Source organism: Rhizobium sp. YTU87027 (assembly GCF_050644135.1).
GTDB lineage: Bacteria > Pseudomonadota > Alphaproteobacteria > Rhizobiales > Rhizobiaceae > Rhizobium.
Genome location: NZ_CP098441.1, coordinates 822513 through 843494, shown reverse-complemented (window position 1 = coordinate 843494; position 20982 = coordinate 822513). Strand labels below are relative to the sequence as shown.

Annotated in this window: 17 protein-coding genes and 1 pseudogene; 6 read left to right on the top strand and 12 right to left on the bottom strand. The window is 60.6% G+C overall.

Features of this window, described 5'->3' with window-relative positions:
* Window positions 1-12 precede the first annotated feature (12 nt).
* Together acnA and NBG89_RS22745 are read right to left on the bottom strand one after the other, a co-directional pair.
* Entirely contained in the window at window positions 13-2655 is a 2643-nt protein-coding gene (gene acnA / locus NBG89_RS22750) for an aconitate hydratase AcnA (protein WP_431324349.1), read from the bottom strand.
* Between the two features lie 23 nt (window positions 2656-2678).
* Window positions 2679-4028: an MFS transporter gene (locus NBG89_RS22745; protein ID WP_431324521.1), complete on the bottom strand. Its 1350-nt coding sequence runs from the start codon at window positions 4026-4028 to the stop codon at window positions 2679-2681.
* 113 nt (window positions 4029-4141) lie between these two features.
* Here NBG89_RS22745 and NBG89_RS22740 point away from each other — a divergent pair, with 113 nt between their 5' ends.
* Window positions 4142-5200: a lactonase family protein gene (locus tag NBG89_RS22740; protein ID WP_431324348.1), complete on the top strand. Its 1059-nt coding sequence runs from the start codon at window positions 4142-4144 to the stop codon at window positions 5198-5200.
* Here NBG89_RS22740 and NBG89_RS22735 read toward each other — a convergent pair.
* The 4 genes from NBG89_RS22735 to NBG89_RS22720 form a co-directional block, all read right to left on the bottom strand.
* Complete coding sequence (locus NBG89_RS22735) at window positions 5197-6084, bottom strand: GntR family transcriptional regulator (RefSeq protein ID WP_431324347.1); 888 nt, start codon at window positions 6082-6084, stop codon at window positions 5197-5199. The genes NBG89_RS22740 and NBG89_RS22735 overlap by 4 nt on opposite strands.
* Before the next feature lie 90 nt (window positions 6085-6174).
* Window positions 6175-7674 (bottom strand): tripartite tricarboxylate transporter permease, encoded by a 1500-nt coding sequence (locus NBG89_RS22730; RefSeq protein ID WP_431324346.1) that lies wholly within the window; start codon window positions 7672-7674, stop codon window positions 6175-6177.
* A gap of 10 nt (window positions 7675-7684) precedes the next feature.
* Window positions 7685-8158 carry a tripartite tricarboxylate transporter TctB family protein gene (locus NBG89_RS22725; protein WP_431324345.1) on the bottom strand — a complete coding sequence of 158 codons (474 nt, stop codon included), beginning with the start codon at window positions 8156-8158 and terminating at the stop codon, window positions 7685-7687.
* A gap of 56 nt (window positions 8159-8214) precedes the next feature.
* Entirely contained in the window at window positions 8215-9186 is a 972-nt protein-coding gene (locus tag NBG89_RS22720; protein ID WP_431324344.1) for a Bug family tripartite tricarboxylate transporter substrate binding protein, read from the bottom strand.
* Between the two features lie 800 nt (window positions 9187-9986).
* Between NBG89_RS22720 and NBG89_RS22715 the strand changes: the two genes are divergently transcribed.
* Both NBG89_RS22715 and NBG89_RS22710 read left to right on the top strand, forming a co-directional pair.
* The gene (locus NBG89_RS22715) at window positions 9987-10910 is read left to right on the top strand and encodes an NADP-dependent oxidoreductase (RefSeq protein WP_431324343.1); all 924 of its coding nucleotides are present in this window, start codon (window positions 9987-9989) and stop codon (window positions 10908-10910) included.
* 58 nt (window positions 10911-10968) lie between these two features.
* The gene (locus NBG89_RS22710; RefSeq protein WP_431324342.1) at window positions 10969-11832 is read left to right on the top strand and encodes an oxidoreductase; all 864 of its coding nucleotides are present in this window, start codon (window positions 10969-10971) and stop codon (window positions 11830-11832) included.
* 460 nt (window positions 11833-12292) lie between these two features.
* Here the strand turns inward: NBG89_RS22710 and NBG89_RS22705 are convergent, their stop codons facing one another.
* The gene (locus NBG89_RS22705) at window positions 12293-12910 is read right to left on the bottom strand and encodes a PadR family transcriptional regulator (RefSeq protein ID WP_431324341.1); all 618 of its coding nucleotides are present in this window, start codon (window positions 12908-12910) and stop codon (window positions 12293-12295) included.
* Window positions 12911-13187: 277 nt separating this feature from the next.
* Between NBG89_RS22705 and NBG89_RS22700 the strand changes: the two are divergent.
* Together NBG89_RS22700 and NBG89_RS22695 are read left to right on the top strand one after the other, a co-directional pair.
* A pseudogene (locus NBG89_RS22700) lies at window positions 13188-13526 on the top strand (SDR family NAD(P)-dependent oxidoreductase); the annotation flags it as partial.
* Between the two features lie 55 nt (window positions 13527-13581).
* On the top strand, window positions 13582-13956 hold the full coding sequence (locus NBG89_RS22695) for a zinc-binding dehydrogenase (protein WP_431324340.1): 375 nt from the start codon (window positions 13582-13584) through the stop codon (window positions 13954-13956).
* A gap of 389 nt (window positions 13957-14345) precedes the next feature.
* Here NBG89_RS22695 and NBG89_RS22690 read toward each other — a convergent pair whose 3' ends face one another.
* Window positions 14346-15410, bottom strand: coding sequence for an acyltransferase family protein (locus NBG89_RS22690; RefSeq protein ID WP_431324339.1), 1065 nt, complete (start codon window positions 15408-15410; stop codon window positions 14346-14348).
* Window positions 15411-15807: 397 nt separating this feature from the next.
* On the opposite strand from NBG89_RS22690, the gene NBG89_RS22685 reads away from it, so the two are divergent.
* Window positions 15808-16743, top strand: a complete 936-nt coding sequence (locus tag NBG89_RS22685) for a HEPN domain-containing protein (protein WP_431324338.1) — start codon at window positions 15808-15810, stop codon at window positions 16741-16743.
* Between the two features lie 157 nt (window positions 16744-16900).
* On the opposite strand, the gene NBG89_RS22680 is transcribed toward NBG89_RS22685, so the two are convergent.
* The 4 genes from NBG89_RS22680 to NBG89_RS22665 are packed head-to-tail and all read right to left on the bottom strand — an operon-like array spanning window position 16901 to window position 20961.
* The gene (locus NBG89_RS22680) at window positions 16901-17656 is read right to left on the bottom strand and encodes an SDR family NAD(P)-dependent oxidoreductase (RefSeq protein WP_431324337.1); all 756 of its coding nucleotides are present in this window, start codon (window positions 17654-17656) and stop codon (window positions 16901-16903) included.
* A 10-nt stretch (window positions 17657-17666) separates the two neighbouring features.
* A complete protein-coding gene (locus NBG89_RS22675; RefSeq protein WP_431324336.1) occupies window positions 17667-18431 on the bottom strand; it encodes an SDR family NAD(P)-dependent oxidoreductase in 765 nt (254 codons plus the stop codon).
* A gap of 8 nt (window positions 18432-18439) precedes the next feature.
* Complete coding sequence (locus NBG89_RS22670) at window positions 18440-19474, bottom strand: proline racemase family protein (protein WP_431324335.1); 1035 nt, start codon at window positions 19472-19474, stop codon at window positions 18440-18442.
* Window positions 19471-20961, bottom strand: a complete 1491-nt coding sequence (locus tag NBG89_RS22665) for an aldehyde dehydrogenase family protein (RefSeq protein WP_431324334.1) — start codon at window positions 20959-20961, stop codon at window positions 19471-19473. Before NBG89_RS22665 ends, NBG89_RS22670 begins: the two co-directional genes overlap by 4 nt.
* Window positions 20962-20982: the final 21 nt, after the last annotated feature.

Here is a 20982-nt window from a genome sequence, read left to right as displayed (position 1 = left end):
CGCGCAGTTGCATTAGCGTATCGCCTCTTCCGAAGGAATGCCCGGCGCTCTGTTATTCGAGTTTGACGACAACTGGCGGCGCAAGATGAGGGGGAGGACCCCGCCGGCGCGCAAGATCTCGATTTCCGCCATGGTTTCGATTGCGGCCGTTGTTTCAAAGCTGATGACATCACCTTTCGATCGTTGCACCTCGACTTCGACCACACCGCGCGGTGAGATTGCAGCTTCGTCAGCATGGACGATTACAACATCTCCCGCGCGCAATGCGAGGATGTCGGATGAGAGTTTGCTCGGGAGCCTCAACGGGAGAACCCCCATTCCAATCAGGTTCCAGCGGTGGATGCGCTCGAAGCTCGCAGCAAGCACCGCGCGCGCGCCCAAAAGCGCCACGCCCTTGGCAGCCCAGTCGCGGGATGATCCCATTCCATAGCGCTCGCCAGCTACCACCACCACGGACTTGCCCTCCGCATTGTAAAGCTGTGCGGCAGCCCATAGCGACATGACGCGTCCGCTTGGAACATGCACCGTCGATCCCGGCGGGATGTTGCCGGCAATGAGGTTGCGTACCGTCTTGTTGGTAAAGAGACCTCGGGTCATCGCCTCCCAGTTTCCTCGCCGCGAGGAGAAGACGTTGAGGTCGGTCGGGTTCTCGCCGCGTTCGATGAGGTAGCGACCGGCGTCGCCCGCTGGCGGGATCGCTCCGGCAGGCGAAATATGATCCGTAGTGACGTCGTCGCCCAGGACGAGGATAGGATGTGCGCCATAGACGCCAAGCCGAGAGCCCTCCCCCAGGCTCGCAAACGGCGGCCTGCGGATGTAGGTTGAGGCTTCGTCCCATGGGAAGATTGTGGTCGTCGGAGCCGCCAGATCCTTCCAGGTTCGGCTCGCTTCGGCCGCATCGTACGCCGGTGCAAAGTCCGCGATCTTCGACGCCGCCCCAAGCGCCTCGTCGATCTCAGCTGCAGATGGCCAGACGTCGGCTAGCATGACCGGATTTCCGACGTTCGATGTTCCGATCGGATCCTCCATGATATCGATGTCGACGGTCCCCGCCAGTGCGAACGCAACCACCATCGGCGGCGATGCCAGGAAGCCCGCTTCAAGCTGCGGATGAACGCGGCCGGGAAAGTTGCGGTTGCCCGACAGCACGGCGACGGGAAGGATGCCCCGTTCCGCCATTGCCGTGGTGACCGGCTCGGTCAACGGGCCTGAGTTACCGATGCAGGTCGTGCAGCCGTACCCCACGATTCCGAAGCCGATGGCTTCGAGATCGGCGAGGAGACCGGCACGACGAAGATACCTCTCTGCGGTTGGCGAGCCCGGAGCGAGCGACGTCTTCACCCATTTCGACGGGTGAAGCCCGAGCGCGGCCGCCTTGCGTGCCAGCAGACCGGCAGCAACAAGGAGCCGGGGATCGGAGGTGTTCGTGCAGCTCGTGATCGCTGCAATCGCCACCGCGCCATCGTTCGGGCCGCCTTCTATCGAAGGAGCGGCGGGCTTTCCCATCGCGGCGATCGCCGATCGGGTTCCGCTGACCGGAATTCTATCCTGCGGCCGGCGTGGGCCGGCGAGGCTGGGTTCCACAGTTGTCAGATCGAGTTCGATGACCGACGAATAGCGCGGCGTCGCTTCCGGATCGAACCAGATGCCCACGCGCTTCGCATAGGCTTCCACAAATCGGGCATGCTCTTCTGTCCGGCCCGTACGCAACAGGTAGTCGACCGCAGCCCGGTCGATGGGGAAGTAGCCGCTGTTCGCACCGAATTCGGGCGTCATATTGGCAACCACAGCACGGTCGCCGGCCGTGAGGCAGGAGACGCCGGGACCGTGGAACTCGACAAATTTGTCCTGCAGATCGATCTGTCGAAGCAGATGCGTGACCACGAGCGCAAGATCTGTCGCCAGCACGCCATCGCGCAAAGAGCCAGTAAGCCTGACGCCGACCACATCGGGAACACGCAGGGTGACGGGCATGCCAAAGAAGACGCTCTCCGCCTCGAGGCCACCGACGCCCCACGCAAGGACGCCGATCCCATTGATCATCGACGTGTGGCTGTCGGTGCCGATTAATGTGTCTGGCGCCGCCCAGAGGCGACCGTCGCGCTGCAGAGCGGTAACAGTCGTTGCGAGCCGCTCAAGGTTCAGGGTGTGCATGATTCCCGTTCCCGGAGGATGGACCCGGAAACCGCTCAGCGTGTTCGTCGCCCACTTCATGAAGCTGTAGCGCTCGGCATTGCGCTCGTACTCCCTCTTCATGTTGGTCGCGAGAGACGCAGACGTCCCGAAAGCGTCGACCGCCACCGAGTGGTCGGTCGAGACGTCGACCGGGACCACCGGATTGAGAAGTGCCGGGTCTCCGCCGGCCTCGGCGAGGGCCGAGCGCATTCCTGCGATATCGACGAGTGCCGGTCCGCAGGTCGTGTCGTGCATGAGAACGCGGTTGGGGAGAAAGGGAATTTCGATCTCGCTCTGCCCGGTCTTCAGCCATTCGAGCATGGCGTCCTTCGAGCGCCGCGCATCCGCGCCACCGGTCCGCAGCACATTCTCCAAGAGGATGCGATGGATGTATGGCATCCTGTCAAGGTCAGCGCCAGCTTCGGCCGGAAGATCGATGATGTCGTAGTCAACGCCGTTGAGTTCGACTTTGCCTGGCATGCTCTTCACCTTCTTCAAGCCTTTCACGAGATTGTGCGGGCGGCGTTGAACTGGCCGGTCGGGCCGTCCTCAGCATCAGAGTTCTGAAGCCGCATAAACCACGTCATGAAGAACGAGATGACGAGAAGAACCGCAAGGAAAAGCAGGCCGCCGAGCGCGCTTCCCGTCCAGGTCTTCGCCGCACCCATTGCGTAGGGACCAACGAAGCCGCCGAGATTGCCGATGGAGTTGATCGCGGCGATGGAGACGGCGGCTGTCGAGCGGGTCAGGAAGAGGCCGGGTAGTGACCAGAACGGCGACTTGAACGCGTAGATGCCTGCCAACGCCAGCGAGATCAAGGAGATGGCGACGTAGGGATTGTTGGTAAGGCCGGTGGCAGCGAGCGCGAGGCCGCCAATCAGCAGTGGGACGGCACTGTGCTTCTGACGCTCGCCCGTCCGGTCCGAGTTTCGCGACCAAAGGACCATCACGACGGTTGCGACCGCGTACGGGATCATCGCGATGAGGCCGATCTGGAAGTGCGTCAGGGATTCGCCAAAGCTCTGGATGATCTGCGGCATCCAGAGACCGATGCCGAGGTTGCCAACCTGGTAGATGAAGTAGATTGCCGAGAGGAAGAGAACCTTCGGATTCGATATGGCCTGCCATAGGCCGAGGTGCTTGACGTTCGCCCTCTTGGAGTGATCCGCCGCAAGCTCGGAAACGAGCCAGTCGCGCTCCCGCGTGGTCAGCCACTTCGCCTTTTCCGGGCGGTCCGTCATGTAGAAGTAATTGAAGACGCCGGCAGCGACAGCCGGCACGCCCTCGATGATTAGCATCCACCGCCAACCCGCAAGGCCGAAGCTGCTGACGTTGTCCATGATCCAGGTGCTAAGCGGGGCGCCAAGAAGATAGGAGACCGGAATGGCGGCGGTGAAGAACGCGACGGTGGTCGCCTGCTCCTTGGAGCGGAACCAGTAGGTCAGGTAAATGATGATGCCAGGAAAGAAACCGGCCTCAGCAACGCCGAGCAGGAACCGAAGACAGTAGAGCTGCCATGCGTTCTGCGCGAAGCCGGTCAGGACGGCTACGGCGCCCCAGGTCACCAAGATGCGCGAGATCCAGATGCGCGACCCGTATTTCTGCAGCGCAATATTGCTCGGAACTTCGAACAGGAAGTAGCCGATGAAGAAAATCCCGCCGGCAAACCCGAACGCCTCGGCAGACAATGCAAGGTCCTTGTTCATCTGCAACGCGGCGTATCCGAGGTTAGCCCGGTCGAGATACGAGATGACGTAGAGCAGAAACGTATATGGCACGATGCGCCAGAAGACCTTCCTCATGGTGGTCTTCTCGATTGAATTCTGTTCGGCAATCACTTCAGCTTCCTCCATGATAGATGTCAAAGCCTCCCTCGGCAGATGTTTTTTACATAATATGATTACAAAATGCAATTGCGGCTTGGATAATGCTGCTGTAAAAGAGCGATCGCATCGAGGAGGAGAAGATGGAGCTTCATTCAGGACTGGCCTATGTCGGCACACGCACCACGCGGGCCCGAAACGCCCGTGGCGACGGCCTCAACGTCTATCGGATAGGCCCCGATGCCTATTGGTCCCATGTCCAGTTGTTGGAAATGGAGAACCCGTCTTTTCTGGCGTTCGACCGAAGTGGACAGTTTCTCTACAGCGTCCACGGCGACTCCGATGGTGTCAGCTCCTTCGCGATCGACGACACCGGAATCCTCACCTTCCTAAATAGGAGTTCGACGCAGGGTCGAAACCCCGTCCATCTTTCGTTCGATCCGACCAATCGTTTCCTCGTCGTCGCAAACCACGTCACGTCGTCCCTCGCTTTGCTGCCCAGAAACCCTGACGGCTCGATTGGCGAGGTTTGCCACCTACTGCAGATCGAAGGCGAGGTCGGCCCGCATCGCATCGAACAGCCGTTTCCCAAGCCTCACCAGGTAGAGTTTGATCGGAGCGGCCGCTGGATCGTCGTTCCGGACAAGGGGATCGACCAGATTCTTGTCTATGAGATCGACGCGGCTGCGCGGAAGCTCAGGTTCGTCAGCGCATGCAAGGCGCGCGAAGGCGCCGGCCCGCGCCATGTGGCCTTCCATCCTGGAGGCCGGCTTGCCTACGCGATCAACGAGCTGGACTCGACGGTTGCCGCGCACCACTTCGACGTAACCTCGGGAAGGATGACGCCGTTCCAGATCGTCTCAGCGCTACCGGAGACGTTTACCGGCAACAGCCGGGGCGCCGAGATTGCGGTTTCTCCGGACGGGCGCTTCGTCTATGCCTCGAACCGCGGCAGCGACACGATCGTGGCGTTCGAAATCGCTGAGACGGGTACGCTGACGCTCGTCGGTCACCACGAAACTGCAGGTCGGACGCCGCGCTTCTTCACGATCCTGAAGAATGGCATTCTGCTTGCGGCGAACGAAGACTCCGACACAATCGTGGCGTTCGACACCGACGCTGACACGGGGATGCTTCTGCCGAAGGGGTCCGAGCTTGCTGTCGGGAGCCCGGTCTGCATCCTCGTGAAGAACCTGGACTAGACCACCTTCGGGCTCTTGATCCGTCTCGCGCCCATGATGTGGGTATAGAGAAACGCCGCCGCCTCCGTACGTCGTCCGTCCTCGATCAAGTCAAGGATCTGAAGATGCTCGCTCGTCTGCCTGGGCAGGCGGCTCCTGTCGATGGTGATATGATACTCGATCAACCGGCGGAGCCTGTTGATGCGTTTGATCGAGTCGAGGAAGAATTCGTTGCGCGAGCAGGCCACCAACATCTCGTGGAACTCGTTGTTCGCCTTGAAGATCTCGGCCCGCGACCAGGTCTCATAACCCCCGTTCCCAAGGTCAGTCTGTATCTGCCGGATTCGCTTGAAGCCTTCGGGATCAGGCTCGAAGGTTGGCAACAGCATCGCCTGCTGCTCGATTACGGCACGGAACACATAGCCGTCCTCGTAGCTCTTACGCGACGTCAGCGTTTCGCGGAATGCCCAGCCGTTTCCCGGCAGACGCTCGATCCAGCCCTCATCGGCGACGCGATGCAGGACCTTCAGGAGCCGGCTTCTTGGAACGTCATACATGCGCATCAGCTCGGCTTCGCTGACCCGCTCGTCAAGTTTGCCTGACAGTCTGTCTTCGGCCATTTTGAAGTAGATCACATCGTCGCCGGTCGCGTCTTCCTTCTCTTGTCCCGGCTCCGGATCGATCTTTTCCGCGTCGATTGCAAGGAAATAGCCACGATTCGGCTCAGCGCGGACAATGCCGCGTTCTTCCAGACGCTGAAGCGCGCTCATGACGGGCGCTCTCGAAACTCGGAAGTGGTCGGCCAGCATCTGAAGCGGCAGATGCTGGCCCTTTTGCATTTGACCAGCCCTCAAATAGTCGAGGATGTTGCTGCTGATCTGAGGTACCAGACTGTTCCTTGCCATCGGTCAAAACGCTCTCTTATCGCAATTGCCTGTTCCCATCTAAGGGACATCGCCGTGCCTTACCATAGCCCGGCGAAGGCTGGCGCGTCATCAGTCCTCGTCCTGCTGGAACCGGGACAGCCCACGGAATATGAAGGGAGCGACGAGTGCGACGACGGCGATCGCGATCATGATAGCCGAGCTCGGATGCTGGAGGAACACCATCGGATTGCCGAGGCTCATCTGCAGCGAGCGCCGCAGAGCGCTGTCTGCGAGCGGCCCCAGGATGAGGCCGACCACGGCAGGAGCGATCGGATAGTCGAAGCGCCTCATCAGGAACCCAACGACACCGAAACCCGTGAGGAGGAGCAGTTCCACGACCGATGGATTGGCTGCGATCGTTCCCATCGAGGCAAAGACAAGGATTCCGGCATAGAGCCAGGGCAGCGGAATCTTAAGCAGCCGCACCCACATGCCGACGAGCGGCAGGTTCAGGACCAGCAGCATGACGTTGGCGATGAACAGGCTGGCCACCAGACCCCACACCAGATCCGCATGCTGGGTGAACAGCAAGGGGCCGGGCTGGATGTTGTATTGCTGAAAGCCCGCGAGCATGACCGCCGCCGTCGCCGACGTCGGCAGGCCCAGCGTCAGAAGCGGCACGAGCGTTCCGGCGGCAGAGGCGTTGTTCGCCGCCTCAGGTCCGGCAACGCCTTCGATCGCTCCGGCACCGAACTCCTCCGGCTTTCGTGAGAGCTTGCGTTCGATGTTGTAGCTGAGGAACGTCGGGATCTCGGCGCCGCCCGCCGGAAGGGCGCCGATCGGGAAACCGATAACAGTGCCGCGAAGCCAAGGCTTCCAGGATCGCGACCAGTCCTCCTTCGTCATCCAGATCGAGCCCTTCACCGGAATGGGTTTCTCGGGCTTGTAGAGATGGCGCGACGCGACAAGCAGCGCTTCGCCGATCGCGAAAAGTCCCACTGCCAGTGTCGTCACCTCGACCCCGTCGAGTAGTTCGGGAACGCCGAACGTCAGTCGCGCCTGTCCCGTCAATTGATCAATGCCCATCAGGCCGAGCCAGAGGCCGAATGTCAGGCTGGTCAGCCCGCGAAGGGGAGACGAGCCGAAGGTTGCGGACACGGTCACGAAGGCAATCAGCATCAGGCCGAAATAGTCCCAGGGCCCGAACCGAACAGCGATTTTGACGAGCATCGGCGCCAGAAAGGCCAGACCGACCGTCGCGATCAGCGCGGCGACGAAAGACCCGATGGCCGCCGTTGCCAGAGCCGGTCCCCCTCGCCCCCGACGAGCCATCTGGTTGCCTTCGAGCGCGGTGACGACCGATGCGCTTTCGCCCGGGGTATTCAGGAGGATCGCAGTCGTCGATCCACCGTACATGCCGCCATAATAGATGCCGGCGAACATGATGATGGAGCCGCCCGGATCGAGCTTGAAGGTGACCGGTAGGAGAAGTGCCACCGTCAGGGCCGGACCAATGCCCGGGAGGACCCCGACCGCAGTGCCGATGACGACGCCGATGGCGGCGAAGAGGAGATTGGCGGGCTCGATAGCCGTCGCAAACCCCTGGAAAAGATAGATAAGAGAATCCATTGCCCGAGTCTCAAAACAGCCGCTCGAGCGGCCCCTGGGGCAGCGCGAGGGTCAGGAGCTTGTTGAACAGCAAGAAGACAGCGACGCCAATGATGGCGCCAAGCACGAGATCGGCAATCAGAGCTCTTCGACCGAAGGCGCGCGAGGTGAACGCAAAGAGGAGCGTCGAACCCAGGATGAAACCTAATCCAAGCCAGACCGAGCCAATCAACCCCGCCAGCGCGAGCGCGATCCACGCCACGGCCTTCCAGTCGGCGCTCTCATTCTCGAGATCATTCGGCTTGAAGGCGCTGACCATGTGACCCGCTGCAAGGGCGACGAACAGAAGACAGACGAAGTAAGAAGCGGCGCTCGCGCTCATCCCATAGGTGGCGCGGACGACCATGCGGCTCGCATCCCAGTAAGTCACTGCGGCCATAGCCAGAAGAACGACGGCAACCGCCGCTGCCGGGCGGTTCGGGACGGATATAGATTTGATTGACATGATTTCCTCGCAGCCGGAATGCAACGTCTCCGCCGCATTCCGGCACTTGATCGACTTCAGTTGGCCAGGCCGATCGATGTAAGAATGCCGCGGACGCGGTCGGTCTCGGAGGCGATGAACGATTTGAACTCATCCGACGAGGCATAATAGTCGGACCAGCCCCGCGACTTCAGAACGGCCTTCCACTGGTCGGACTTCACCGTCTTGTCGACGGCTGCCTTCAGCGTCTCGAGATCCTTGCCGTCAACACCCGGACCGGCGAAGACGCCGCGCCAGTTGACCAGTTCGATATCCAGTCCCTGCGCCTTCAGCGGCTTTGCCTCGATGCCTTCGATCGGCTCCGGATAGGAGATTGCAAGAGCACGAAGATCGCCTGATTTGATCTGCCCCTCCCATTCGCCATAACCAGAGACACCCGCCGTCGCCTGGCCGCCGAGCATTGCCGCAAGGGACTCGCCGCCGCCGGAATAGGCAACGTAATTGATCTTTGCGGGATCCGCGCCGGCCGCCTTGGTCACAAGCGCCGCGAGGATATGGTCTGCCCCGCCTGCTGAGCCGCCGACCCAGATCGTGTTGGCGACGTCCTTCTTGATGGCCGCCTGAAGATCGGCGATCGTCTGGATCGGCGAGTCCTTGGGAACAACGATAACGAGCGGATCGCCCGTCAGTCGCGCGAGCGGCGTGACCTCAGTCAGGTCGACGGGAGACTTGTTTGAGATGCTTGCGCCCACAAGCGTGATGCCTGCCACGAGAAGCTGATCCGGATTGCCCTTGGCATTGCCGATGAACTGAGCGAGACCGACGGTGCCACCAGCGCCGGGGACGTTGACGACCTGCACGCTCTTGGCCGCGCCTGTGGCCATCATCACCTCCTGCAGCGACCGCGAAGCCGCATCCCACCCCCCGCCAGCACCAGCCGGCGCGGTGATCGTCAGTTCGAGCTCTTGAGCAGCCGCGATTGTCGGCGCCGCCGAAAGGAGGCCACCGAGCAGAGCGGTTGCCAGGGTAAATTTCTTGAGTATGAGCATGACGACGTTCCTCCTTGTCGCTTGCGAACTCCCTCCTGAGTTCGATTGCAGCGAACTTGCATTATATAATTATAAAAGTAAATATTGCTCGCGCGTTTTTGACGATCAAGAAGAGGTTTGGCGGAAGATTTCGCACTAAGCTCTGGCGCTCCTTGCCGAAAACGAGCAGCCGTCTCTCCATGCCGGGCATCCCGGCGCGGGTCGCGAAGACGCACGAACGCAATACCGGCGTTCTGGCCACATCCACTGACGTTGAAGCCGTTGACAGCGACGGTCGAAGCAACCGCCCGCCTTGCTCCTCCAGCATGTACTTTGTGATGTCATCGAGGACGTTGCGTCCGTTCGCTTCTCGCGTCCGGAGGACCGATCTCTGTACGAATGCCTTGCCCTGATCTTCATAGTTCGATCCAAGCGCGGAGTGCTCTCGCGCCCGTCATTGATGCTAGGCAGCCGCCTTTACCTTCGAAGAGACCAAGGGAACCGCTTGCTTTCTGATGACGGCGCCAGGCACCACAACTTCCCGCGCGGGCTCCTACCCACATTTTAAATGTTGCGTCGTTCCGTGGTTTCTTACTGGTGATCGAAGGTCTGCGAGCTTGGACAGAATAGCAGTGGAAGAGGCGCTGCAGTGCCTTGCTGCCCCGCGCTATAGCCGGGACTGTCGCCTTTATAAGAGAGGGTCGACGGGGATCAACCGAAACAACTTACCTGAATGCTCTTGCAAGAGTACTTATACGTAGGTATCAGCCTCACCTGGGAGGCGGTCCTCCCTCCAGTGTCACTTAGTCGAAAGGTGTTCCGTGAAATCGATTCGTATCCATGGCTTCAACGGGCCAGCTGTTATCAACGAAGTTCCGATCCCGAAGATTGATGCCGATCAGATCCTGGTTCGCGTCAAGGCTACTGCGCTGAACCCGCTCGACATGGGGCTGATGGTAGGCTGGGCCGCACGATTTTTCCCGATCGCATTTCCTTACGCTCTTGGGAGCGACTTCGCCGGCGTGGTCGAACAGGTTGGCGAAGCCACCACCGGATTCAAGCCAGGGGACGCAGTCGTTGTGTGGGCCGATCCGCTAGCCGGCGGTGGCCTCTCTGAATATGCGGTGGTGAAAGCCGAAAATTGCGTTCAAATGCCATCGTCGCTTACTTTCGCGGAGGGAGCAACGATACCGACAGCCGGAAGTACAGCTTGGCATAGCCTGTTCTCTCAAGGCCATCTCAAAGCCGGCGAAACCGTTCTCATCCATGCCGCAGCCGGCGGCGTCGGCATGTTTGCCGTCCAGTTTGCGAAGAGGGCCGGTGCGCGGGTTCTGGCGACCGCGTCCGGAGACGGTGTCGATCTGGTGCGCTCGCTCGGGGTCGACGAGGTCATCGATTATAAACAGCAGGATTTTGCGCAGGTTTTTCACGACGTCGACCTGGTGCTGGACCTGGTCGGCGGAGAGACACAAGCGCGAAGCTATCCGGTTCTGAAGCGCGGCGGACGCCTGGTGTCGCCGACCAGCCCGCCGGATGAGGCCGTCGCCAAGGCGCACGAGGTGTCGGCGAGCATGATGTATGTCAAGCCCTACGCATCCCGCCTCAACGAGGTGGTTCAGTCCGTCGCTCAGGACGGGTTAAAGGTGCTGCTCGACACCTTGGTGCCGTTCGAGGCGTTCAGCGACGCGATCGAACGTCAAAGGTCCGGCCGCGCGCGTGGCAAGATCGTCATCACACAATCGTGAGCAGCCTCTCGAAGCGGGTGGTTGCCACATCTCACATTCGATACGGAAGGACAATGCGATGACTAACATCGGGAAGGCCGGCGTGTATAGCCTCGGCGACCGGCAGGTTAAACGGATGGGCTACGGCGCGATGCAACTCGCAGGCCCCCATGTATTTGGGCCACCGAAAGACCGCGACGCGGCTCTTGCAGTGCTGCGTGCAGCTCTCGACGCTGGTGTCGATCATATCGACACCAGCGATTTCTACGGCCCCCATATCACCAATCAGCTGATCCGCGAGGCGTTGCGTCCCTATCCTGACAATCTGGTCATCGTGACCAAGGTCGGCGCGAAACGTGGTGGCGACGGATCGTGGAGGCCTGCCCAGGCGCCGGACGAACTGAAGCAGGCTGTCTATGATAACTTGCGCAACCTCGGCCTGGACGTTCTGGACGTCGTCAATTTCCGAATACTCGGCGCAGGAATAGGTCCGTTGGAGGGCTACATCGAAGAACGCTTCACTGCACTTGCCGAACTACGCGAGCAAGGTTTGATCCGGCACCTGGGTCTGAGCAGTGCAACAGCCGCGCAGGTCGCCGAGGCGCAGAAGATCGCTCCTGTCGTTTGCGTTCAGAACGAATACAACATCGTAAAGCGCGCCGACGACGCCCTCATCGACGAACTGTCTGAGCAGGGGATCGCCTACGTCCCCTTTTTCCCTCTCGGCGGCTTCTCTCAATTGCAGAACGAAGCCTTGGGGGCTATAGCCAGGCGGCTCGGGGTGACGTCACGGCAGTTGGCTCTGGCGTGGCTGCTGGCGCGCGCACCTAATGTGTTGCTTATTCCCGGCACGTCGAGCGTTGCCCATCTCCACGAGAACCTCTCATCCGCCGAGCTTCAACTTTCGGCTGACGTTCTTGCTGAACTCGACGCACTCGACTAGTCGAAGGAGCGCGCCGGCCCGGTCACTTGCAGGTGTAATGGTGTCCCGGCCGGGTGTCGCCGGCGGGATTCAATAGCGTTTCGGTCGAGCTGGACGGCGAAGTCGATCTGCGCGGTCTTTTCAATGTCGATGATTCCGTTCGCCGGGGTTTCGCAACATCACCGGCATTGTGATCATCGACAGCCCTGCCACCGAAGAAGAGCTCAGCAGGCGCAAACAGATCGTCGATCAGCGTTGCCTCCGTAACGCTCGGCCTGAAACACGAGCCGGTCATTAAAGCGACACCGGCCGAATAACGCGTCCGGCGACCGGAAGGCAAGGAGCCGACGGGCGTCGCCATAACGCCCCCAGCCGGAACCGACCCGTAAAATGGCTGGCCTTACCGAACTCGTTTTCTTGATATCCCAGTCCGAGAACCAGAGGGAAGCTCCGAATTTCGGCCGGTCGAAGGCGCTATGCCCTAGTCCTGCTTTTTATATCTCTGACCGCCCTTGCCCGTGACCAACACTTTTTCCTTCCTGGCGCGTGGATTGTACTGATCGTCTGCTATGGCGGGTGCGAACGCCAAGAGCTCGGTCAGATAATCGACCTCCGCAGCAAGGCGGCGTTCGCTGTGGCGGAGTGCCCACTCTTCGATCAACCCTATGTAGGGAATGGCAGCCTCGATCATTTCGCGTCGCTCGGTCAGCAGCGTCTTCATCCGCTCCAGCCTGTCGGCTAAAAGGGCCATAAAAGCGTCGAGATCTTTCGCGTTCGCTTTTGTTAAGGCAAGATCGAATGGATCGTACTTGAACCAGATGTCGGTCAACCCTGAGATACGCAATTCCTCAAGAGCAACCATCCCTGCTTCGGTGATCTCATAAAGTTGCCTTGTTGGACGATTGCCCTGCCTTTCTTGTCCTGCTTCTCGCAAGAGACCTTCGGCGGCCAGTCGTTTCATCGCCCCGTACACTGCGCCGACCGGAATATCTGTCCAGAAGGGAACCCTTTTTTTGTCAGCCTCTATTCTCAAGCGGTGGCCGTGCATTGCCCCAAGCTCTGCAAACGAGGATAGGATGAAAAGACGGATCGAAGACATACGGCAGATTGCTCTCGCGCGATTAACTTCCTCCTACATAGAATGTCTCGCTCCGCATTGAAAGCGGCATGCTTTTCTGCGCTGTTTTGTTCCACGCGGTGGTTGCAATCGAAAAAATGTTGCAGAGCACGCCGGTCATCACCCTAAGGCTGGCCGATCTGCATTGAAGCCGCTTGGAGCCGAACGGCCGCCAGACTCTCGACAGTCCCACCCTCCCTTTTTAAGGCGTTCTGGAGGAACTCAGGCACGCCTTGCAAGCTAACTGGATGAGTGCATAGCGGCAATCATGGATGCGTTTCAGACGCTCGATGCTCGCGGCATCGCAATCGATATTCTCGTCAACAATGCCGGCATACAGTTCCGCAAACCGATGCTGGAGCTTGAAACCAAGGATTGGCGGCGCGTCATCGATACCAACCTTACAAGCGCTTTCATGATCGGCCGGGAAGCGGCGCGGCGCATGGCGGAACGCGGCTTTGGCAAGATCATCAACATCGGCTCCCTGACCAGCGAACTGGCCCGCGCCACCGTCGCCCCCTATACTGTTGCGAAGGGCGGCATCAAGATGCTGACCAAGGCAATGGCGGCCGAATGGGGCGAACTCGGCATCCACTCTGAGCACCTTCCCTCTCGACATTGCAAAAAGCTGTGGGGCGACCCGCATCATAAATGTGCGTGACGAACCGGACGCTCTCGCAGCCTACGCCGCAGCCAAGGGTTACTTCGACCTGTGTTTCGAAGCATCCGGAAGCGCTCTCGCTTTGCAGCGTGCGCTGCCGACGATGGTCCCTCAAGGAACAGTCGTGCAACTGGGGCTTGGCGGAGAATTTACGCTGCCGATTAACGCGGTCATCACGCGCGAAGTCCGACTGCTGGGATCCTTCCGCTTCCACGCCGACTTTGTCGAAGCCGTCAATTTACTCGGCAGTGGGATGATCGACGTTCGCCCGTTGATCACAGCCGTCTTGCCATTCGAAGAGGCGACAGCGGCGTTCAAGCTTGCCAGTCGGCGCGATAGTGCCCTCAAGGTGCAAATGGCATTCTAAGGCACGGTCGACCAGAGATTTGCGTAGGCAAGACCTGGCCGCGGACGCAGCGATGGACCTTGCCCCAATGACTTTCTTTATTCGGTCAGCGTCTGAATCCGACATACCGCAGGGGCTTACGGTGCCGCTTGGTTTGCGTCAGCCACTCACACTGAGATGTCGCTATTTGAACGCCAAGGCACAAAAAAAAGCTAGGCATTGGGACGAACGGGAACCCAATAGTTAGAGGGTATTTCGTATGGCTTTACCGGACACATTGCGACAGATGGACCGCGGCGTTTTTTGGCCCGCGATCGTCATCGCCTGCAGCTTCGCATTATGGGCGTGGTCTCGCTCGATTGCCTGGCTTCGACTGCGACCGCTGTTCTCAACTCGCCCAAAGAAGCGCGCTACAAGTAGCTTGGCTCTTTCGTCGTCAGACGTACCAATGCGCGATGCAGACGTGCCCTTACCGGCTTATCAAACCGCTCCAACAGCAAATGCGATAGACCAAGAGCGCCAAACAGCGTGAGCATTACAATCAATGGCAAAGGAATCATACCATTGGTCGCTCTCTGGAATTCTGCGGCCAATCGGATCAGCGGCTGGTGGATCGCGTAGAAGGGGTAAGATAGGCGACCAAGCTGGATCCCAATGGCCCTCGCCTCGCCTTCCGGAACCGCTGCCGCGAGCGTGACAACGGCAGGAATGACGACCGTGATGCTAACCAGGTCATACCAGCCTCTTAATTCCCAATCGGGAGGCAGCGGCGCGAAAAAGACCATGGCCAACAAGATAAGCGGGAGCTTGGGGCCAACCGCTTTTAACCGCGAGAAGAGATTCCACCGATAGATTAAAACTCCCGCGAAAAACGAGAAGCCTACTCTTGGGAACCCCGCGAAAAATCCAGACCAACTGGAAAAACCGGCACCTGAAATCGAGCCTCGGGTGTAGATCACCGTGCATAGCGCAACGGCGAGCAATCCTAAGAATGCGGCATCACGAAAAAGCTTCCTTCCGCCGGGCACAAAGCCATAAATGGTATTGGCGGCCAACTCGAAACTGAGAGACCAGAGGGGATTGTTGAGTGCGAAGGCCTCAAGGTTTCGGATTAAGCCGGTGGGCAACAAGAGCAATCCGCCAAACGTCAAGAGCGGCATGTCGTGGATTGCGAGGCTGTATGGCGCAGACGAAACAAGAGACGCGATGATCCCCAGGACGACGCCGATCACAATCATCGGGTACAGGCGGATCACGCGCTTCAGGAACAGCTCGCCGCCTGTCATCTGTCCGGATCTCAACTTCTCGTCATATGCGTTTGCCAGGACGAACCCGCTCAGGCAGAAAAAGAAATCGACGGCAATGTCCGCGCTGGAAAGGAGAGGAAAGGGGAAAATCTGCGCGGCATGAAGAACCGCAACAGACAATGCCGCGACCCCTCGAAGCTCATCAAGAAAGGTATAGCGTTTCTTCATACGACCCCCGTCAGCACCAATTACGATTGTACATTGCCATCGTAAATACAATGTAAGGATGTTAGGAGGTTGATTGATTTCACTATGGATACCGCTATGGCCACCGGGCAGCGCGCATCCAGGAGAGTGGTAGCCCCTGGCGAGGACCCATGGTATCCGCTCGCACCATGTTGCGAACGATCATCGGATAATGGACCGAAGGGCAGTGCCACGTGTTTGGGGCCCCGGCCGACCGCACTGTCGCGATCACCGACGGGCCTGGATATTGTACAGCGCCATGTTGGCGACGAGGCACGACACGGCGCGCGCAGGCGTCGGGCTTATACGATCGTGGATTGTCCTGATAAGGCCAATCCCGTATAACGTTTAGATGCGCAATCACCATGGAACCGCTACGATGGATGCGATTCTGACCGAAGGCTTTGACGCGGCTTTGACCCTGACCGACCATATCGAACACCTGCCGGACCGGAAGCGGCGCGAACTGGCGCGTATCCTCGAGATCCTGTTTGCCGAGGTCGAAGGCTTCCAGGCCAGCAAGCTGTCGACCAAGCGCAATTTCGGCAGGATCCTGAAGGTCGTGCTCTATGGTTCTTATGGCCGCGGCGACTGGGTCGAGGATCACCTGAGCGGCTATCGCTCCGACTACGATCTGTTGATCGTCGTCAACAGCAAGGCGTTTGCCGAGGAGCAGGAACTCTGGGAGAACATCGAGGAGCGGCTGTTGAAGGAGCAGATCGCGCATCGCATCGAAACCCCGGTCGTGCCGATCATCCACACGTTGGCCGATGTCAACGACCAGCTTTCTCGCGGTCGCCCCTTCTTCGTCGACATCGCCAGGGACGGCATTCCCCTCTACGAGGAGCCCGGCCATCCGCTGGCGCAGCCGAAGCCGTTGACGGCGAAGGAGCGGCACGCTGAAGCAAAGAGCTTCTTCGAGGAGTGGTTCACAAGTGCGGATGCCTTCACTGCGTCAGCTCTGTTCCTGTTCGAGCGGGGCAGCCTCAGAGAGGCTGCCTTCAATCTGCATCAAGCCACGGAACGCGCCTATCATTGCGTGCTGCTGACGCTTACCCTCTACAGTCCCAAATCTCATCGGATAAAGGTCCTGCGCTCCCAGGCCGAGGGGATGGATAATCGGCTGGTGGAAGCATGGCCGCGCGACAGCCGGTTTTCACGGCGCTGCTTCGAGTTGCTGTCGCGAGCCTATGTCGAAGCGCGATATTCGTCGAAATACTCAATCACCAGCGAGGAGCTCACCTGGCTGGTAGAGCGCGTGAGGGTATTGCAGGAGGTCGTAAAGGCAGTTTGCATGGAACGTATTTCAGTCTAGCCGCGAATGGCCGCCTTGAAAGGACTCGACCCGCCGATCTGTGACGTTGGCCTGGGCGGCTATGGCGTCAACTTCTGTAAATAAAGCCCATGTGTCCCAGCTACCCGCCTTTCACAAAATACGCCAGGACTGTCCTTGCGTCATACGCGCTTTGCGTTCATGCCACCGCTTGCGCGCCGGTGATTTCCACGAGTGAACCGCACATGAAGGCCGCTTCATCCGACGCAAGGAAGGCGACGAGCGCCGCGACCTCCTCCGGCTTGCCGATGCGGCCAAAGGGGACGAGCTTGTCGAGATCGGCGATCGTCCGGCCGGAGCGTTTCACGCCTGCCTCCAGCATCGGCGTGTGAATTTCGCCGGGGCAGACGGCATTGACACGGACCTTGTCGGGCGCATAGTCGCGGGCGAGGTTCTGGGTGAAGGCGGCGACGGCGGCCTTCGTCGTGTTGTAGGCGATGTGGTTCGGCGCGGGGTAGAGACCCCATTGCGAAGCGGTATTGACGATCGCTCCACCGCCGGCCGCAATCATGTGCGGGAGTGCCGCGCGGCAGAGATGGAACATTGAATCCAGATTGACCGCGAAGCTGACCTGCCAGTCCTCTTCCGAGAGCGACATGAGGTTTCCGCGCCGGTTGATGCCGGCATTGTTGACCAGCACATCAAGCCGCCCGTTGATCGCGAAGGCCTTTTCGATGAGGTCAAAGCAATCGGACTTGTGGGAGATGTCGGCCGCGATGGCGCTCGCCGATCCGCCCGCGGCCTCGATGAGCGAGGCGACTTCGGCCGCCGCTTGTGCGTTGGCATCTGTCACCACCACCAAGGCGCCCTCCTCTGCAAGCCTTCTCGATATGGCCGAGCCTATGCCGCCGCCTCCACCTGTGACAACCGCGACCTTGCCATGGAATCTCTTCATATCGAACCTCCTATCTGATGTAGCTGCCACCGTTGACGTCGAATGTCGCCCCGTTGACCGATGCTTGCGACGGGCGAAGCAGGAAGGCCACCAGCTCGGCGATCTCCGCCGTCTCGGCCATTTCGCCGATCGGGATGTCGCCGACCGCCGCATCTTTTCCGTGCTTCGTCACGAAGTCCTCGGCCATCTCGGTCCGCACCCATCCCGGCGCGATAGCGACGGCGACGACGCCGTCGCTGCCGAAGCTCCGCGCGATCGACTTGGTGAGGTTGATCAGCGCCGCCTTCGTCGCGCCATAGGCCATGGCATCGGCCGCATAACCGCGCTGTCCGGCCCGGCTTGCCATATTGACGATGCGCCCGCCGCCATTCTCTCGGAAATGCAGGAGCGCTTGCTTGCAAAGGTCGGCTGCGGCGAAGAAATTCACCTGGAACTCCTTCTGCCAGGCGGCCCGCCAGTCAGAGGGAGCGGCATCGATCGAAACTTCGGTGCGGATGCCGGCATTGTTGACGACGGCATGGATGCGCCCCGCCGCGGCGAGCGCATCGCGCCACAGCGCAAAGGCGCCGTCGGGACTGGAGAGGTCGGCCTGAACTCTCAGGCCGTTTCCGCCGATCTTGCGGAGCAGCGCTTCTGCGCCTTGCCTGTCGCGCCCGTAATGGATGATGGGCCGCGCGCCTTCGGCAGACAGGCGCTCAACGATGGCTGCGCCGATGCCGCCCGAGGCGCCTGTCACGAGGACGGTCTGGCCGGCGAGTGGTTGAGAATGAGACATGGCGGCTCCTAACCGAGCAAACCGACCTGGGGACCCCAGGTATCGGACAGGGCGAATCCGGCGGCGAAGGGATCGTCATCGGAGATGCGAAGCTGTTCACGGCCATAGACGAAGGCCTGGCCTGATACTCTCGGCAATACGGCGCGGCGGCCGCCGACCTCGGTCTCGCCGATCGCCTCGGCGAGGAACTCCCCGCCGATGATCGATCGCGACGTTCTGCGGTCGCCGACAGAGACCTCTCCGCGAGCATAGAGCGCGGCAAGGTTCGCCGAACTGCCGGTTCCACAGGGCGAGCGGTCGACGCGGCCGGGCTTCAGCGTCGTGCAGGTCCTCACCACACCATCGGCTTCGCGTCCGCGAAACATCACGTAAGCGATCTCATCGACGCCGCTCAGCACCGGATGGCAAACCGAAACCTGGTCTGCAAGCAGCGACTTGAGCTCGATTCCGGCTTCCGCCAGCCGCCGGGCATTGGCAGGCGCGATATCGAGGCCGAGCTGATCGACATCGACAAGCGCATAATAGACGCCGCCGAAGGCGACGTCGATCTTGATGCGGCCCCATTTCGGCGTCTCCACCTCCCGGTCCAGCACTTCCGCAAAACTCGGCACATTGTCGAGGCTGACGGACAGGCAGCGCCCGTCGCGGCAAGCGGCGCGCGCGACGATGAGGCCGGCCGGCGTATCCAGACGCACCACCGTCTCCGGTTCCGACATCGCCACCCGGCCGCTTTCGAGAAGCGCGGTGACCACGCAGATGCAATTGCTGCCAGACATGGGGTGGGCGCGGTCGGCCTGGAGAACGATGAAGCCCGCATCCGCATCGGCGCGCATAGGCGCGACCAGCAGGTTCACGGACATGGCGACATTGGCGCGCGGCTCGAAGGTCACGAAGCGGCGCAGGCTGTCGTCAATCGTATTGATATGGTTCATCTTGTCGAGCATCGTCGCGCCCGGTATCTCGGGCGCACCCGACAGGATGACCTTGCCGATCTCGCCTTGGCAGTGGACCTGCAGCAAGTCGAGGCTGCGGTTCCAGTTCATTCCGCTGCCTCCGGCTTGATGTACCAGCCCCAAGGATCTTCGCTGACGAAGCGGGTGATTTGCTTGGTCTCGAGATAGTTGTCGAGGCCCCAGCGCCCGAGTTCACGGCCGATGCCGGATTCCTTGTAGCCGCCCCAGGGCGCTTCGGTGAATGTCGGCTGCGAGCAATTAATCCAGACGATGCCGGCGCGGAAGGCGGCAGCGACGCGCTCGGCCCTGACATCGTCCTTTGACATGACGGCGGCCGCGAGGCCGAAACGGGAGTCATTGGCGAGTGCGATGGCCTCCTCTTCGGTCCTGAAGGGCCGGATGCAGACGACCGGCCCGAAGATCTCCTCCACCCAGGCGGCGTTGTCGAGCGGAACGTCGGTCAGAATGGTCGGCTGGAGGTAGTGGCCCTTCTCGAAGCCCTCAGGACGCGCTCCGCCGCAGGCAACGGTCGCGCCGGCCTGCCGCGCCTCTTCGATGGCAGCTACGACCTGCTCGTGCTGGCGCTTGGAAACCAGCGGCCCGAGCAGCACACCCTCGTCGAGACCATTGCCGATCTTGATCCTTTTCGTTTCCTCGATGAGGCGCGCGAGCAGCCGGGCGTAGATGGCGTCCTGCACGAGGACCCTTGATGTCGCCGAGCAGACCTGGCCCTGGTTCCAGAAGATGCCGAACATGATCCATTCGACGGCCTTGTCGATATCGGCGTCTTCGAAGACGACAAAGGGCGACTTGCCGCCAAGCTCCAGGCTGACGCGTTTGATGTCGCGGGCCGCAGCCGCCATGATTTTCGAGCCGACCGGCCCGGAGCCGGTAAAGGCGAGCTTGTCGACTTGCCTGTGATCGATGATCGCCTGACCGGCGACAGAACCGGCCCCGGTCAGGATATTCAGCACGCCGGGCGGCAGCCCGGCCTCGTCGGCGATGGCCGCGAGTTCCAGTGCCGTCAGCGATGTCAGCTCGGCAGGCTTCAGCACTACGGTGCAGCCGGCAGCAAGCGCTGGCGCAACCTTCCAGGCCGCCATCAGCAGCGGATAGTTCCAGGGAATGATCGCGCCGGCGACGCCGATCGGCTCGCGTACCGCCTTGGACGTGAAGCGTGCGTCCGGAAGAGAAATCGTCTCCTCGGGATTAGTGTAGAGCTGCTCGGCCAATCCCGCATAGAAATCGAAGCAGCCCGCCGCATCGGCGACGTCCCAGTCGGCCTCGGGGAACGGCTTGCCGTTGTCGAGAACTTCGAGGCGCGCGATCTCGGCCTGGCGGGCGCGGATGCCCTCGGCGATGGCGCGGAGATATCTGGCGCGCTCAGCACCCGTCAGCTTCGGCCAGCCGTCCTTGTCGAAGGCGCGGCGTGCTGCCTTCACGGCGATGTCGACATCTTCGGCCGTCGCGGCTCCAATCGTCTGGATCACCTCTTCGGTTGCGGGATTCGTGACCGTACAGGTGCCGCCCTTGACCGGCTTCGCCCATTGTCCGTCGATATAAAGTTCGCTTCGCATGTTCACTCCCTTTCGCCTTGC